Origin of the sequence: Allocatelliglobosispora scoriae (genome assembly GCF_014204945.1) — a bacterium.
Classification (GTDB): domain Bacteria; phylum Actinomycetota; class Actinomycetes; order Mycobacteriales; family Micromonosporaceae; genus Allocatelliglobosispora; species Allocatelliglobosispora scoriae.
Genome location: NZ_JACHMN010000003.1, coordinates 2,278,280 through 2,293,515 on the forward strand (window position 1 = coordinate 2,278,280; position 15,236 = coordinate 2,293,515).

14 protein-coding genes are annotated in these 15,236 nt (G+C 71.4%); 9 read left to right on the plus strand and 5 right to left on the minus strand.

Annotated elements, in window-relative coordinates; genetic code table 11:
• The first annotated feature begins 5 nt into the window (after positions 1 to 5).
• The 8 genes from F4553_RS36405 to F4553_RS36440 are packed head-to-tail and all read left to right on the plus strand — an operon-like array spanning position 6 to position 8,811.
• Positions 6 to 1,559, plus strand: coding sequence for an amidohydrolase (locus F4553_RS36405; RefSeq protein ID WP_246467579.1), 1,554 nt, complete (start codon positions 6 to 8; stop codon positions 1,557 to 1,559).
• Positions 1,543 to 3,102, plus strand: a complete 1,560-nt coding sequence (kamD, locus tag F4553_RS36410; protein WP_184845649.1) for a lysine 5,6-aminomutase subunit alpha — start codon at positions 1,543 to 1,545, stop codon at positions 3,100 to 3,102. The genes F4553_RS36405 and kamD overlap by 17 nt, the downstream gene beginning before the upstream one ends.
• The gene (gene kamE / locus F4553_RS36415) at positions 3,099 to 3,848 is read left to right on the plus strand and encodes a lysine 5,6-aminomutase subunit beta (protein ID WP_184845651.1); all 750 of its coding nucleotides are present in this window, start codon (positions 3,099 to 3,101) and stop codon (positions 3,846 to 3,848) included. The genes kamD and kamE overlap by 4 nt, the downstream gene beginning before the upstream one ends.
• Positions 3,845 to 4,225 carry a 3-aminobutyryl-CoA ammonia lyase gene (gene kal / locus F4553_RS36420; protein ID WP_184845653.1) on the plus strand — a complete coding sequence of 127 codons (381 nt, stop codon included), beginning with the start codon at positions 3,845 to 3,847 and terminating at the stop codon, positions 4,223 to 4,225. Before kamE ends, kal begins: the two co-directional genes overlap by 4 nt.
• Positions 4,222 to 5,703, plus strand: a complete 1,482-nt coding sequence (locus F4553_RS36425) for a glutamate mutase L (RefSeq protein WP_312875523.1) — start codon at positions 4,222 to 4,224, stop codon at positions 5,701 to 5,703. The genes kal and F4553_RS36425 overlap by 4 nt, the downstream gene beginning before the upstream one ends.
• Before the next feature lie 51 nt (positions 5,704 to 5,754).
• Positions 5,755 to 7,413 (plus strand): apolipoprotein N-acyltransferase, encoded by a 1,659-nt coding sequence (gene lnt / locus F4553_RS36430; protein WP_376776359.1) that lies wholly within the window; start codon positions 5,755 to 5,757, stop codon positions 7,411 to 7,413.
• Positions 7,403 to 8,218 carry a polyprenol monophosphomannose synthase gene (locus F4553_RS36435; protein WP_184845655.1) on the plus strand — a complete coding sequence of 272 codons (816 nt, stop codon included), beginning with the start codon at positions 7,403 to 7,405 and terminating at the stop codon, positions 8,216 to 8,218. The genes lnt and F4553_RS36435 overlap by 11 nt, the downstream gene beginning before the upstream one ends.
• Positions 8,219 to 8,271: 53 nt before the next feature.
• Positions 8,272 to 8,811, plus strand: coding sequence for an FxsA family protein (locus tag F4553_RS36440; protein WP_376776360.1), 540 nt, complete (start codon positions 8,272 to 8,274; stop codon positions 8,809 to 8,811).
• On the opposite strand, the gene F4553_RS36445 is transcribed toward F4553_RS36440, so the two are convergent.
• Positions 8,808 to 9,149, minus strand: a complete 342-nt coding sequence (locus F4553_RS36445; RefSeq protein ID WP_184845657.1) for an RNA polymerase-binding protein RbpA — start codon at positions 9,147 to 9,149, stop codon at positions 8,808 to 8,810. The genes F4553_RS36440 and F4553_RS36445 overlap by 4 nt on opposite strands.
• A gap of 198 nt (positions 9,150 to 9,347) precedes the next feature.
• On the opposite strand from F4553_RS36445, the gene F4553_RS36450 reads away from it, so the two are divergent.
• Positions 9,348 to 10,826 carry a peptide MFS transporter gene (locus tag F4553_RS36450; RefSeq protein ID WP_312875526.1) on the plus strand — a complete coding sequence of 493 codons (1,479 nt, stop codon included), beginning with the start codon at positions 9,348 to 9,350 and terminating at the stop codon, positions 10,824 to 10,826.
• Positions 10,827 to 11,377: 551 nt separating this feature from the next.
• On the opposite strand, the gene F4553_RS36455 is transcribed toward F4553_RS36450, so the two are convergent.
• The 4 genes from F4553_RS36455 to F4553_RS36470 are packed head-to-tail and all read right to left on the minus strand — an operon-like array spanning position 11,378 to position 15,194.
• Positions 11,378 to 12,613 (minus strand): hypothetical protein, encoded by a 1,236-nt coding sequence (locus tag F4553_RS36455; protein ID WP_184845659.1) that lies wholly within the window; start codon positions 12,611 to 12,613, stop codon positions 11,378 to 11,380.
• Positions 12,610 to 13,047, minus strand: coding sequence for a hypothetical protein (locus tag F4553_RS36460; protein WP_184845661.1), 438 nt, complete (start codon positions 13,045 to 13,047; stop codon positions 12,610 to 12,612). Before F4553_RS36460 ends, F4553_RS36455 begins: the two co-directional genes overlap by 4 nt.
• 45 nt (positions 13,048 to 13,092) lie before the next feature.
• Positions 13,093 to 14,490, minus strand: a complete 1,398-nt coding sequence (locus tag F4553_RS36465) for a HAMP domain-containing sensor histidine kinase (RefSeq protein ID WP_184845663.1) — start codon at positions 14,488 to 14,490, stop codon at positions 13,093 to 13,095.
• Positions 14,490 to 15,194 carry a response regulator transcription factor gene (locus F4553_RS36470; RefSeq protein WP_184845665.1) on the minus strand — a complete coding sequence of 235 codons (705 nt, stop codon included), beginning with the start codon at positions 15,192 to 15,194 and terminating at the stop codon, positions 14,490 to 14,492. Before F4553_RS36470 ends, F4553_RS36465 begins: the two co-directional genes overlap by 1 nt.
• Positions 15,195 to 15,236 lie beyond the last annotated feature (42 nt).

Below are 15,236 nucleotides of genomic sequence, written 5' to 3' on the forward strand. Positions count from 1 at the left end.
TCGTCATGACACCCCGCAGTGATGTGCTCTATGTCAATGCCGACGTCCGGACCCCGGCCGTCCCCGTCGCCGACGCCATGCTGGTCCGCGACGGGCACGTCGCCTGGGTCGGCCCGCGCGCCGAGGCACCGGCCGCGACCCGGACCGTGGACCTCGACGGCGGCCTCGTCACCCCGGCCTTCGTCGACGCGCACGTGCACGCCACCGACACCGGCCTCGCCCTGACCGGGCTCGACCTGTCGTCGACCCGGTCGGCGGCCGAGATCCTCGACGCCGTCGCCCGCCACGCCGAGCTGCTGCCGGCCCAGGCGGTCGTCCTCGGCCACGGCTGGGACGATTCGACCTGGGGTGCCGCGCAGACCCCGCCCGACCGGTCCGCGCTGGACCGGGCCTCGGGCGGCCGCCAGGTCTACCTCTCCCAGGCCTCGATCCACTCCGCGCTCGTCTCCAGCGATCTCGCCGCGCTCGCCGCCGGCTCCCCGGGCCATGACAACAGCGGGTGGGTAAGCCGGGACGCGCACCACGTGGTCCGCGAGCGTGCCTTCGCCGGGATCACCGCCGACCAGCGCCGCGACGCCCAGCGGGCGGCCCTGCGCCACGCCGCCGCCATGGGCATCGCCGCCGTGCACGAGTGCGGCGGCCCCGGCACCTCGTCGGAGGAGGACTTCCTCGACGTGCTGGCGCTGTCGGGTGCCGGGCTGCCGGAGGTCTACGGCTACTGGGGCGAGCTGATGGGCGCCACCAAGGCCCGTGAGCTGGGCGCCGTCGGTGCCGGCGGCGACCTCTACGCCGACGGCGCGCTCGGTTCCCGGACCGCGCACATGCGCCACGCCTACCTCGACGGGGAGTCCGACGGCTGCGGGTTCGGCTACGTCACCGCCGAGCAGGTCACCGAGCACCTGCTCGACTGCCACCGGGAGGGGATGCAGGGCGGCTTCCACGCCATCGGCGACGCCGCGATCAGCACCGTCCTGGACGGGTTCACCGCCGTCGCCCGCAAGCTCGGCGTCGAGGCGGTCCGCGACGCCCGGCACCGCATCGAGCACGCCGAGATCGTCGACAAGGCGATGATCGCCAAGTTCGTCGACTACGGCATCCACGCCAGCATGCAGCCCGCCTTCGACCGCCTCTGGGGTGGCGAGCACCAGATGTACGCCCAGCGCCTCGGCGTCGCCCGCTCCCTGGCGAGCAACCCGATGGGGCAGATGCACGCGGTCGGCGTGGCGCTGGCTTTCGGGTCGGATTCGCCGGTGACGCCGCTGGACCCGTGGGGCTCCGTCCGGGCCGCCGCCAACCACTTCAACCCGGCGCAGCGGATGAGCGTGAAGGCCGCGTTCGCAGCACACACGCGTGGTGGCTGGCACGCCGTCCACAAGGACGGTGAAGGGGTGCTCGCACCCGGCAAGCCTGCCACCTTCGCCGTCTGGGACACCCCCGGTGGACGGACCGGCACCCTGCCCGACCTGCTGCCGGTCCACCCCGATGAGCCGCAGCCCGAATCGCCCCGGTGCGTTCGCACCGTCCTACGTGGAGAAGAAATCTATGCGCAGCAAGCTTGACCTGGATCCGTCGCTGGTCGCCCGTGCCCGTGCGCTCGCCGCGCGGGCCGGTGGACCCGTCGTCGAGATGGCCCGCTCGCACACCACCGCCTCGGTGGAGCGGGCCGTGCTCCGGCTCGCCGGGATCACCGGCGCCGACGCCGAAGGGATCCCCTGGGTGAACCGGCTCGTCGACGCGGTCGGCGCCGACATCGGCCTCGGCCACGGCGTCGCGCTGCCGGTCTTCCACGAGCTGCTGCGCTCCGGCGACACCGATCTGACGGTGCTGGCGCAGAAGGCGGCGGCGGGCTCGATCCGCTTCGAGGTGCCGACGGGCCGTGCCCTCACCGCCGCCCGCTCGGCGGCGAAGAAGCAGGTCAAGGCCGGGATCACCGTGATCGACAAGAACCGGGTGCAGCGCGAGAAGCTGATCCGCAAGCACGGCGATCCGAAGCAGCGGCCGTGGATCTACCTGATCGTCGCGACCGGCGACATCTACGAGGATATCCCGCAGGCCCAGGCCGCCGCCCGGGCCGGTGCCGACGTGATCGCCGTGATCCGCTCCACCGGGCAGTCGCTGCTCGACTACGTCCCCGAGGGCGCCACCCGCGAGGGCTTCGCCGGGACCTACGCCACCCAGGAGAACTTCCGCCTGATGCGGGCGGCCCTCGACGAGTCCTCCAGGGAGCTGGGCCGCTATGTCCGGCTCACCAACTACGCGTCCGGGCTCTGCATGCCGGAGATCGCCACCCTCGCCGGGCTGCAGCGGCTCGACATGATGCTCAACGACTCGATGTACGGCATCCTGTTCCGCGACATCAACCCGATCCGCACCTTCGTCGACCAGCGCTTCTCCCGGCAGATCCACGCCCGCGCCGGGATCATCATCAACACCGGCGAGGACAACTACCTCACCACCGCCGACGCGGTCGACGAGGCGCACACGGTGACGGTGTCGCAGCTGCTCAACGAGTATTTCGCGCACGAGGCGGGCCTCGCCGACTGGCAGCTCGGCCTCGGGCACGCGTTCGAGATCAACCCGGACATCAAGGAGTCGTTCCGGCTGGAGCTGGCGCACGCGATGCTCGCCCGGGAGCTCTTCCCGGACGCACCGCTGAAGTGGATGCCGCCGACCAAGCACATGACCGGCGACGTGTTCCGGGGCAACCTGCTCGACGGCTTCTTCAACCTCGTCGGCGCCATGACCGGGCAGGGCATCCTGCTCGTCGGCATGATGACCGAGGCCGTGGTGACGCCGTGGATCTCCGACCGCGACATCGCGCTGCAGAACGTGCGCTACGTCCTCAACGCCTGCGGCGGGCTGCACGAGGACTTCGTCCCGGCGCCGGGCGGCTTCATCCAGAACCGCGCCCACCAGGTGCTCGACGAGGCGATCACGCTGCTGGAGCGGATCACCGACCAGACGCTGCTGACGGCGATCGCGCACGGCACCTTCGGCATCATGAAGCGCCCCCCGGACCGGGGCAAGGGCCTGGCCGGCGTCGCCGCCCACGAGGCCGGTTACTACAACCCCGCGACCGAGATCCTGGAGAGCGTCAAATGAACGTCGTACGCCCCTACGGGGACACCACCGGGGACGGGATGGTGCAGACGTCGTTCACTCTGCCGATCCCGCACGACAAGAAGGCCGAGGGCGCGGCACTCCAGCTCGCCGCCAAGATGGGGATGGACCCGGCGATGCTGGTCCACGCCAGCCAGGTCGGCGACGGCTTCACCTTCTTCGTCGTCTACGGCCGGGTCAACCACCTCGTCGAGCTCGACAAGGTCGTCGTCGTGGAGCGCGACTTCCCGCTGCTCACGGCGAAGGAGGTCAACACCCTGGTCAAGCAGAAGATGCGGCGCAAGCTCTCGGTCGTCGGCGCCTGCATCGGCACCGACGCGCACACCGTCGGCATCGACGCGATCCTCAACCTCAAGGGCATCGCCGGTGAGAAGGGCCTGGAGTACTACCGCGAACTCAAGGTCGTCAACATGGGCGCCCAGGTCACCGTGCCCGAGCTGGTCGAGACGGCACGCAGGGAGAAGGCCGACGCGGTCCTCGTCTCGCAGGTCGTCACCCAGCGCGACGCGCACCTGCACAACACCCGGGAGATGTCGGCGGCGTTCCGCGAGGCGATGCCCGCCGGCAAGCGGCCGCTGCTCATCGTCGGCGGGCCGCGCTTCGACGAGCTGATGGCCGAGGAGCTGGGCGTGGACCGGATCTTCGGCCGGGGCACGACCCCGCGCGAGGTGGCGAGCTACCTGGTGCACACGTTGGCTGTTTCCAAGAAGGAGAAGGTGTCCCTATGAGCGTCGGACTGACGGTCGTTCATCGGCGCTACGTGCCCTACAGCCATGCGCACTACGCGGGCAACCTCGTCGACGGTGCCTACGCGGTGGCGGCGTTCGGGGACGTGGCGACCGAGGTCTGCATCCGCACCGACGGCGACGAGGGGCTCTTCGCCTCCTACTCCGACGTGCAGTTCAAGGCACCGATGCGGGCCGGGGACGTGCTGGAGATCAGCGCCACCGTGACCCGGATGGGGACGCGGTCGCGCACGATCGACTTCGAGGCACGGGTGGTGTGCCGGGGGCGGCCGGACCGGTCCGAGTCCGCCGCCGAGGTGCTCGATCCGCCGATCGTCGCGGTCACCGCGACCGGCACGGTCGTCGTACCGGCCACGTGATCGTCGGCTGCGTCGATGTCGGGTCCACCTTCACGAAGGTGGCCGTCGTCGACGTGCCCAGCGGGAAGCTGCTCGCCACGGCAGCGCACCCGACGACCGTCGGGACGGATGTGCTGCACGGGCTCGACGCGGCGCTGGCCGCGGCCGGCGTACCCGTCGATGAAGTCAGGGTCTGCTCGTCCGCCGGCGGCGGGCTGCGGCTCGCGGTGATCGGCTATGAGCGGCTCGTCACCGCGCAGGCCGGGCACCGGGTGGGGCTCTCGGCCGGGGCGAAGGTCGTCCACGTCGCCGCCGGGCGCCTGGACCGCGACGCGCTCGCGGCCCTGCGCGCCGCGAAGCCCGACGTGGTCCTGCTCGTCGGCGGCACCGACGGCGGCGACGAGGAGACCATCGCCCACAACGCGCGGCGCCTGGCCGCGGCGCGCTGGCGGGTCCCGGTGGTCCTGGCGGGCAACGCGGGGGTACGCGACGAGCTGGCTCACCTGCTGCGCGACGCGGGTGTCCCGGTCACCGCGACCGACAACGTGCTGCCCCGGATCGGGGTCCTCGCGCCCGGACCGGCCCGGTTGGCGATCCGCGAGGTGTTCCTGCGCCACGTCATCGGCGGCAAGAAGCTGTCGAAGGGGCCCAGGTTCGCCTCGCTGGTCCGCGCGGCCACACCGGACGCGGTGCTCGCCGGGGTGGAGCTCTGGGCCGACGAGATGCGCTGCGACCTGGCGGTGGTCGACATCGGCGGCGCCACGACGGACGTCTACTCGGTCCTGACCCCCGATGCCGAGCGAGCCCAGGTCAACGCCGAGGTCGCCGGGACCCTGTGGCGCGGCCGCACGGTCGAGGGCGACCTGGGCATGCGCTGGAGCGCCGTCGGCGTCTACGAGGCCGCGCTCGCCGAACGCATGATCATCGACGACCGGGAGCTGCTCACCGCGGCCCGTCTCCGCACCGCCGACCCGGACTTCCTCGCCGTCGACGGCGCCGCTGACTTCGACGCGACCCAAGATCGCCGCAACTCTTCAAGAGTTGGTCCTAAGGACGGCGCCGCTGGTGGCGCTGCTGACCGGGGCACCGGTCAAGATCCCACCAACTCTTCAAGAGTTGGTGCTAAAACGGACGAACCGCCGGTGGATGGCGATCCGCGGTCGATCTGGTGGGATCGGCGCATCGCGACCCTCGCCGCGACGATCGCGCTGCGGCGGCACGCCCGGGGCGAGGTGCTGGAGGCCGGCGGGGTCCGGCGGGGCGGGGTGGACCTGCGGGACGTACGCATCGTCGTCGGCTCCGGCGGGGTGCTCCGCCACAGCCCGCCCGACCTGGCCCGGGCCGTGCTCGCCGTGGCCCTGCGCGACACCGCCGGGGGCTGGGTGCTGCCCCGCGACCCGGCGATCGTGATCGACTCCGCGTACGTCCTCGCCGCCGCCGGGCTGCTCGCCGAGGACCACCCCGAGGCGGCGCTGGGACTCCTGCGCGACCACTTGTAGGGTTGCCCGGTGACCACCCTCACCACCAGCGACGATACGGGGACGGCCGGCGTGCCAGAGCTCAACGCACCCGCCGTTCCGGCGCCGAGACCACTGCCCTTCCTCGTCGGGCTGGCGCTCGCCGCCGCCTCGGGGCTCGCCATGCTGCTCGCGTTCCCCTCCTATGACCTGTGGTGGCTGGCGCCGGTGGCCGTGGCGCTGCTGGCGCTGGCCTGTCACCGCCGCCGGCTGCGGACCGGGGCGCTGTTCGGCCTGATCAGCGGGGTGGTGTTCTTCGCGCCGCTGCTGAGCTGGACCAATACGCATGTGGGCAATGCGCCGTGGATTCTGCTGGTGGGGCTGCAGGCGGTGTATTTCGCGCTGCTGGGTGCCGCGCTGGCGTGGGTCTCGGTCGTGGCCGATCGGTGGCGGTGGTCCTGGCCGGTGCTGGTGGGGCTGCTGTGGGTCGGTCAGGAGGCGATGCGGGGGCGGACGCCGTTCGGGGGCTTTCCGTGGGGGCGGGTGGCGTTTTCGCAGGGTTCTTCGCCTGTGCTGTCGTTGGCTGCTGTGGGCGGGGCGCCGTTGGTGACTTTTGTCGTCTGTCTGTCTGGTGGGCTGCTGGCTGGTTCGCTGTGGTCGCTGTCCGGGTGGTTGCGCATTGGCAGGGGGCGTGCTGTTGAGCCGCCGCTGTCGACGTCGTCTCCTTTCCGCGGCGGCTCAACAGCACGCCCCCTGCTTCTCGCCGGTCTCGGGGTGGTGGCGGCCGTAGGGTTGGTTCTTGCTCCGGGGGTTCTTCGGACTTCGGGCCCCGGGGGGCCCGGTGTCGTGGTGGCTGTGGTGCAGGGGAACGTGCCTCGGATGGGGTTGGATTTCAACGCTCAGCGGGCTGCGGTGCTGGAGAACCACGTGCGGGCGACGTTGGAGCTGGCCGCTGATGTGAAGGCGGGCACGGTGCACCGGCCGGATTTCGTGGTGTGGCCGGAGAATTCGTCGGACATCGATCCGTTGCGGAACGCGGATGCGGGCGGTCGGATCCAGGCGGCCGCCGATGCGGTGGGGGTGCCGATCCTGGTGGGTGCGGTGCTGTCGGGGCCGGGGGAGGGCCATGCGCGGAATGCGGGCATCGTCTGGCTGCCGGGGACCGGGGCCGGGGAGACCTACGTGAAGCGGCATCCGGTGCCGTTCGCCGAATACCTGCCGCTGCGGCCGCTGGTGGAGCCCATCGCCAAGGCCATCACCGACAAGGCCGGGCTGCTGCGCACGGACTTCCTGCCGGGGGAGACCGACGGGGTTCTCACCATGGGGCCCGCTCGGGTGGGGGACATCATCTGCTTCGAGGTCGCCTATGACGGGCTCGTGAAGGAGACCGTCGATGCCGGGGCACAGTTGCTGGCGGTGCAGACCAACAACGCGACGTTCGATGTGGACGAGGCCCGGCAGCAGCTGGCGATGGTGCGGCTACGTGCCGTCGAACACAATCGCGACAGCCTGATGGCCTCCACTGTGGGCGTCTCCGCCCTGGTCACCGGCGATGGCGTGGTGCACCGGGCCACCGACTTCTTCACCCCGGCCGTCATCGTTGGCGAGCTGCATCCGTCGACAGCACGTACGCTGGCCACGAGGCTCGGCGCCGCGCCGGAGACCGTGATGGCAGCCCTAGCGCTCGCAGCGCTGGTGCTGGCCGGTATCGTCCGTAGGTCGGCGCGCAGGGCTGCGCAGCATGGAAATTGAGCCAGGAGGCAGTGTGAGCGGCAGCAACGCGACGGGCTACCCCGGTGTGGGCAGGGTGTTGGTGATCATCCCCACCTACAACGAGGCTGACAACGTCCGCGTCATCGTCGATCGGGTCCGCACCGCGGTCCCCGCCGTCGACGTGCTCATCGCCGACGACAACAGCCCCGACGGGACCGGCGCCATCGCCGACGAGCTCGCCGCCGCCGACAGCCAGATCCACGTGCTGCACCGGGCCGGCAAGGAGGGCCTCGGCGCCGCCTACGTGGCCGGCTTCGGCTGGGCCCGCGATCAGGGCTACGACGCCGTCGTCGAGATGGACGCGGACGGCTCGCACGCCCCGGAGGAGCTGCCCAAGCTGCTCGACGCGCTCAAGAACGCCGATGGCGTGATCGGGTCGCGCTGGGTCAAGGGCGGCTCGGTCGTCAACTGGCCGATGCACCGCTTCGTGCTCTCCCGCGCCGCCAACATCTACACCCGGGTCGCGATCGGCATGCCGGTCAAGGACGCCACCGGCGGCTACCGGGCCTATCGGATGCCGCTGATCGACAAGATCGAGGTCGACGAGGTGGCATCGCAGGGCTACTGCTTCCAGGTCGACATCACCCGCCGGGCGCACAAGGCCGGGTTCCGCCTCGTCGAGGTGCCGATCCGGTTCGCCGAGCGGGAGCGGGGCGCCAGCAAGATGGGCTCCAACATCATCGGCGAGGCGCTGTGGCGGGTCACCGTCTGGGGCGCCCAGGACCGGCTCGCCGCTGTGAGCAAGGTCTTCGGCGGCCGTCGCGGCGGCGGCCAGTGGCCGTGACGGGATAGGCTGAGAGTCTCATCAGCCGGTCGCCGGGAGGTCGGGTGGACCCCATCACGGGTGGCAGTGCGGCAACGACGAGTGCGCGCCCCGCAAGCGCCGCACCCAAGCGTGGCCGCCTGCGTTACGTCCCGCTCATCGCCCTCGTCGTCTTCCTGGCGGAGCTCGCCGTCTTCGTCGCCGTCTCGAGGTGGATCGGTGTCGGCTGGGCGGTTCTCGCCGGGCTCGCCTTCACGCTGCTCGGTGCCTACCTGCTCAAGCGGGAGGGCGTGAAGAGCTGGCGTCGCTTCCGCGAATCGGCCAAGCAGGGCGTTCCGGCCGGCAACCAGGTCCTCGACGGGGTGGTGGGGCTCGGTGCGGCGCTGCTGCTGTTCGTGCCGGGTTTCCTGACCGGGATCGCCGGTCTCGCCCTGCTGATCCCGCCCGTCCGGCGGCTCGCCTCGGGCCGGTTGCGGGGGGCGACGGAGAAGCGCGTCTCGTCGCGTACCGCCGGGGATCTGTTCGGACCGCGACAGGTCAAGGTGCAGCGACCCACGAAAGCCTCGACGACCCCGTCGAATGACGAGGTCGTCGAGGGAGAGATAGTCGACTAGCCGCGGCCGCGACGGGTGCGGATCTCCTGCAGGCGCTCGTTGAGGATCTCCTCGAGCTCCTCCATCGAGCGACGCTCCAGCAGCATGTCCCAGTGCGTGCGCGGCGGCTTGACCTTCTTCTGCTCGGGCTCCGTGCCGTCGACCAGCCGCGCGACGCTGCCGTCGAACTTGCACTCCCAGGTGATCGGGACCTCCGCGTCGATCGCGAACGGAACCTCGAACTGGTGCCCGTTGGCGCAGAGATATTCCCTGGTCTGTCGCGGAGCCAGCTCGGTGTTACGGTCCGATTCGTAGCTGACGGCACCAAGACGGCTTCCCCGCAGCATGCGTTCGCCCATGTCGGCTCACTCCTTGAAGATCGCGTGCGATTTGCTCAGGTGTTGCAACGACGCGGCGGGGTGGAAAGATTCCCGGCCGCGACGAAGCGGGGTCCAGCGTAGCCGGAGCTCGGTATTCGTGACTCGCCTCACCCCTGGCCCGAACTGTCGTAATGTCGGTTTATGGCTGATTTGGTGGGCGGTGGCGACCCTTCGCCAGTGACGGGAGTAACGCAGACGGCCGAAGCGATGGGCGATACCGCCTTCTTCGGCCATCCCCGGCCGCTCTCCACGCTCTTCCTCACCGAGATGTGGGAGCGGTTCAGCTTCTACGGCATGCGCGCGATCCTGATCCTCTTCCTGACCGCCACGGTGGCCAACGGGGGGATGGGACTCTCCACCGGTACGGCGACCGCGCTCTACGGCCTCTATGTCGGCATGGTCTACCTGACGGCGCTGCCGGGCGGGTGGATCGCCGACAGGCTCATCGGTGCCCGTCGCTCCGTGCTCTACGGCGGCATCATCATCGCGCTCGGCCACTACGTGCTCGCGGTCCCGGCGAACTGGACGGTCTTCCTCGGCCTGATCCTCATCGTCGTCGGCACCGGGCTGCTCAAGCCCAACATCTCCTCGATGGTCGGCAACCTCTACGAGAAGGACTCGGCGAAGCGCGACGCCGGCTTCTCCCTCTTCTACATGGGCATCAACCTGGGCGCCTTCATCGCGCCGCTGATCACGGGCTGGCTCGCCGACAACTACAGCTACCACGCGGGCTTCGCCGCAGCCGCGATCGGCATGACCTTCGCCGTGATCCAGTACATCGTCGGCTCCAAGCGGCTGCGTGAGAACGGCGCGGCACCGACCTATCCGCTCGTCGGTGCCGCCCGTAAGAGCGCCTTCATGAAGATCGGCATCGGGGTGGCGGTCGCCGTGGTCGTCTTCGCCCTGATGGGGCTGCTCGGCTGGCTCTCCGTCGACTCCGTCGTCAACGTGCTCGCCGGGTTCACCGTCGCCGTCGCGGTCGTCTACTTCGCCCGGATCTTCCTCGACAAGGGCCTCACCGAGGTCGAACGCAGCCGGATGAAGGCGTACGTCTGGCTCTTCATCTTCGCCGCCGCGTTCTGGCTCATCTACGACCAGGCCGGCAGTGTGCTCAACACCTTCGCCGACGAGCAGGTCGACCGGACCGTCGGCGGATACACCTTCCCGGCGGCGTGGCTGCAGTCGGTGAACCCGATCCTCGTCATCATCGGCGCGCCGCTCGCCGGTGCGCTCTGGCTCAAGCTCGGCCACCGGGTCTCCACGCCGTGGAAATTCGCCGTCGGCCTCATCTTCAACGGCCTCTCCTTCATGCTGATGGCGGCGGCCGCCGCGCAGGCCGTCGGCGGCAACCTCGTCTCGCCGCTGTGGCTCGTCGCCGTCTACGCCCTCCAGGTCGCCGGTGAGCTCGCCCTGTCGCCCGTCGGCCTCTCCGCGACGACGAAGCTCGCCCCGGCCAACTACGCCGGGCAGATGCTGGGCCTGTGGTTCCTCGCCACCGCCGTCGGCGACGCGATCGGCGGGCAGGTCGGACGGCTCGCCGAGACCTGGTCGCAGACGACGTACTTCCTCACCTTCGGCCTGGCGTCGGCGGTGCTCGGCCTCGCCGCGCTGATGTTCGCCAAGAGCATCAAGACCCTGATGCGAGGCATCCACTGACCAGCCGGCCGCCGCTGCGGCGGGCCTCGATGCCGCGCATGATCGCGCTGTTTCCCGGAAGCCGTCCCCTCCCACAGGACGCGAAGGGCCAGCTTCCCGGAAACAGGGCGATCATGACGCGCGTGCCGTTCGGCGTGCGCGCGCCCTCCCGGCTTGCCTGAGGAGTGGACCTCCGCCGCTGGTCAGGCCCCGATGCCGGGTGTGATCGCGCTGTTTCCCGGAAGCAGGCCCTACCGACAGCCTCGGAGGGGCCGACTTCCGGGAAACAGCGCGATCACGCGCGTTGGTAGGGGCAGTTTCCCGGAACGTGCGCGATCACCGCCGAGCCCGCGTCGCGGTGCGGGCTGGGAAGGGCGAATGGCGCAGGGTGCAGTGCCACCCGTGCCCCGACCCTCCCGGGCACCTTCTCGCCGAGCTCTTGATCGTGCCCGCGGTCAGACGCCAGCTGCTGATCACACGGCGCTGCGTGCGCATCCCGCTGCGTGGGCCGTGCGCATGCCGCGGTGCGTGGGCCGTGCGCATGCCGGTGTGCGTGGGCCGCCGTCCGGTGATCACGCGGAGGCGTGCCAGGGCTTGCCGTGCTCGGCCAGGTAGGAGCGGATCCAGCCCGCGTCGAGACCCTCCACATAGGGTCCGCCGGGGTTGTCGGCGGTCCAGATGTGCATCATCTCGGCGATCGTCGTCGTCACCGCGAGCGCCGGGCAGCCGCCGAACGGCGAGACCACCCCGATCCCCGGCGGGAGCAGCGTGAAGCAGATGTTGTGCGAGTGCCACCGGGTGATCGGCCCGCCCGGTGTCGGCCCCGGCGTCCCCGCGTCGGGCATCCGGAAGACCGCCCCGAGCAGCACGGCCCGACCGCCCTCGATGGCGAAGACGAGGGCCTCCGGGCGCTGCGGGTCCAGCACGTGGCCGTCGTCGGCGAAGGCCTTGTTCTCCAGGTGGACGTCGGTGCCGGTCATCGCGGCGTCCGCCTCGTAACCGGCGTCCAGGGCCGCCTGGAGATCGGCGAACCGAGCCACGGCGGCCTTCGTCGCGGTGGCGAGTTCGGTCGCCGCGCGTACCTGCGAGGGGGTTGCGTGGTGGTCCTCGCCGAGGGGACGCATGACGACCCCGGCCTGCGCGCGGGCCGCGTGGTCGTGCTCGTGGCCGTGCGCGGGCGGGGCGGCGGCGCTGCCCACCGTGACGCCCGCCCCGTCCGGGAGGGCGGTGCCGACGTCGGTCGCCGCGTGGGCGGCGAACGCGCCGATCCAGGTGACCGTGCCGACGAGCAGGACCGCGGTGATCGTGCCGGTGGCACCCATGACCCGGGCGAACCGCTTGCGCCGGTCCGGTCGCCGGGCCGGGGTGAGCGCGAAGCCGATCAGCATCAGCTCGTCCAGCGCCGTGACGATGCCGACCTGGTCGGGCTCCTCGCCACCGGCGGTGGTGACGATGAGGTAGGCGATCAGCGTGCCGACGGCGAGCAGGCTCGTCATCGTCTTCCAGGACCGCCCGTGCCGGACCCGCACGGCGAGCCACGCGAACGCGATGCCGCTGATCACGAATCCGGCCGTCAGCCAGGCGTTGTCCCGGTGCCCCAGCGGCAGCCCCACGTGGATCGCGGCGGTGAAGACCAGCAGGCCGATCACGTACCTGTCGTTGAGCGGCACGGGCGGCTGTGTCGACTGTGGAGCCGGGCCGCTGAGGGCTCGGTAGAGCCACCACAGGCCGGGGAGCAGCACCGCCACGATGAGCGCGGGTGCGTGCTCGGGCGCGATGCCGACCCAGAACGCGTCCCACGGGTTCATGACGCGGTCCCGGCGGGCACGCGCAGGATCATCGTGGGCGGCACCAGCGCGGCCTTCCGGCGCCGTGGCGTCGCGCTGAGCAGCCGGGCACAGACTACGATCAGGGCCACCGGCAGCGCGACCTCGGTGATCAGCCCGGTCAGCGTGATCGTGCGGTCGAGCTGCGGGAGCAGGCCGAGCAGGACGCCGATCCAGAAGCCGATCAGGCCGAGCACCTGCACCGCCATCGTGGTGATCATCGCCCAGCGGCGGCAGGCGGCGACCGTGCGGGCCAGCACCAGCAGGAGGGCGGCCTTCGCGATCGGGAGCACGGCATAGATCGGGCTCGCCATCAGTGCGATCTCGCCGAGCATCGCCACCAGCACGAATCCGGCCTGCAACAGCAGGAGCAGCCGGGCCAGGTCCGCGGGCCCGCCGCGCGCGTCATCAGTCATGCCGTTCAGCATCGACGACGGTGGTGATGCGCCGATGAGCCGAGATTAAGAATCGGATGAGAGCGAGCCGGCCGGCAGCTCGATGGTGATGACGGCGCCGCCCAGGGAGTTGGCCGCCGCCCGGATCCGGCCGCCGTGCAGGTGCACCGTCGAGCGGGCGATCGCCAGCCCCAGTCCGGAACCGTCGGAGCGGCGGCCCGGATCGGCGCGGACGAACCGGTCGAAGACCCGCTCCTCCAGGCCCGCCGGGATGCCGGTGCCGTTGTCGGAGACGTGCAGCACCACCCGGCCGGGCGTGGTGGCGACCGCGATCCAGATCCGGCCGCCGTCACCGGTGTGCGCGACCGCGTTGCGGATGAGGATCCACAGCAGCCGCCGCAGGCTCTCGGCGTCGCCGTGCACCGGCGCGGGTTCGCCGCTGGGGAAGAAGAGCCGGTCCGGGTGCGCGCGGCCGGCCTGCCCGGCGACGTCGCGTACCAGCTCGGCCAGGTCCAGGGCGGCGAGGTCGACCGGCTGGCCGCCGTCGGCCCGGGCCAGCGTCAGCAGGTCGTCGACGAGGCCCGCCATCCGCGTGCTCTCCGAGTCGATGTCGGCGAGCGCGGCCTCCCGGTCCGCCGGTGCGGCGTCCGGGTGGGCCAGCAGGAACCCGGCGTTGCTGCGGATCGTGGTGAGCGGGGTGCGCAGCTCGTGCGAGGCGTCGGCGGTGAACCGCTGCTGCGCGGCGAGGGCCGCCGCGAGCCGGACATACGCCTCCTGCAACCGGTCCATCATCGCGTTGAAGCTGCCGGTGAGCCGGCCCAGGTCGTCGCGGTGCCGCACGGCCGGCAACCGCCGCGACAGGTCCGCGGAGCGCCCCACCTCGTCGGCGGTCGCGCCGAACTGCCGCAGCGGGCGCAGCGCCCGACCGGCCGCGAGCCAGATCGCCATCGCCGCCGCCACCAGCGCGACCAGGTCGGAGATGACGATGATGGTGAGTACGCCCACCTGGTCCGAGATCCGCCGCTGCCCCGCCTGCGCCGTCACCACATAGCCACGGCGCCCCAGACCGGGGTGCTGCCACGGCCGCACGTGTATCCGAAGCTCGGCGACGGTCGCCGTCACCGACCCGTCCCGGTCCGCCCGGGCGAGCAGCTCCGCCGGGACGCCCAGCGGCGCACCGTCGACGAATCCGGTCGTCGTGAGGACGGCGCCGCCCTCGTCGAGGACCATGACGACGATGTCCTTGCTGGTCCCGGCATCGACCGGGGTGAGGCTCGGCTGGGCGGAGATCTCGGTGGCGGTCCGCAGGCTCGCCAACGCGACCGTGGCCCGATCCCGGAGCTCCTCGTCCTGGCCCAGCGGCACGCTCCCGGCGAGCAGGCCGCCGAAGAGGCCCGAGACGACGAGCAGGACGAGGCTGACGACGCCGATGCCGTACCAGGTGACCCGCGCCCGGATCGACATCAGCTGACCGCTCGCAGGACGTAGCCCGCGCCGCGGACGGTGTGCAGCATCCGGGGTTCGCCGCCGGCCTCGAGTTTCGCGCGGAGGTAGCCGACGTAGACGTCGACGACGTTGCTGGTGGCGGCTGATCCGCCGCCCCAGACGGCCTGGAGGACCTGGTCGCGGGAGAGCACGTGCCGGGGGTGCCTCACGAAGTAGGCGAGCAGGTCGAACTCCAGGGCGGTGAGGGTGATCTCCCGGCCGTTCCGGCGGACCTCGCGGGCGGCCGGGTCGATGGTGAGGTCGCCGATGGCGAGGCCGGGGGCGGTCGTCGCCGGTCTGCGCCGGAGGAGGGCGCGCACCCGGGCCTGGAGCTCCTCGAAGGCGAAGGGCTTGACGAGGTAGTCGTCGGCGCCCGCGTCGAGGCCCGCCACCCGGTCGGCGGTGGAGTCCCGCGCGGTCAGCATGAGGACCATGGGCGCGGTGTGGTCCCAGGCCAGGCCACGGAGGGCTTGGCAGACGGCGAGGCCGTCGAGGCCGGGCAGGCCCAGGTCGAGCACGACCACGTCGGGGGCGAATCTCGCGGCGTGGGCCAGCGCCGAGGGCCCGTCGTGGGTGACGGTGACGGCGAAGCCCGCGTACTCCAGGGCTCGGCGCACAGCGGCGGCGACGGCGCGGTCGTCCTCGACGACGAGCACGTGTGCGGCGGGCGGCTGCGCGGTCACAGCGCTGAAGATAGACCGTGATTACCGCATGCGCGACAGCCG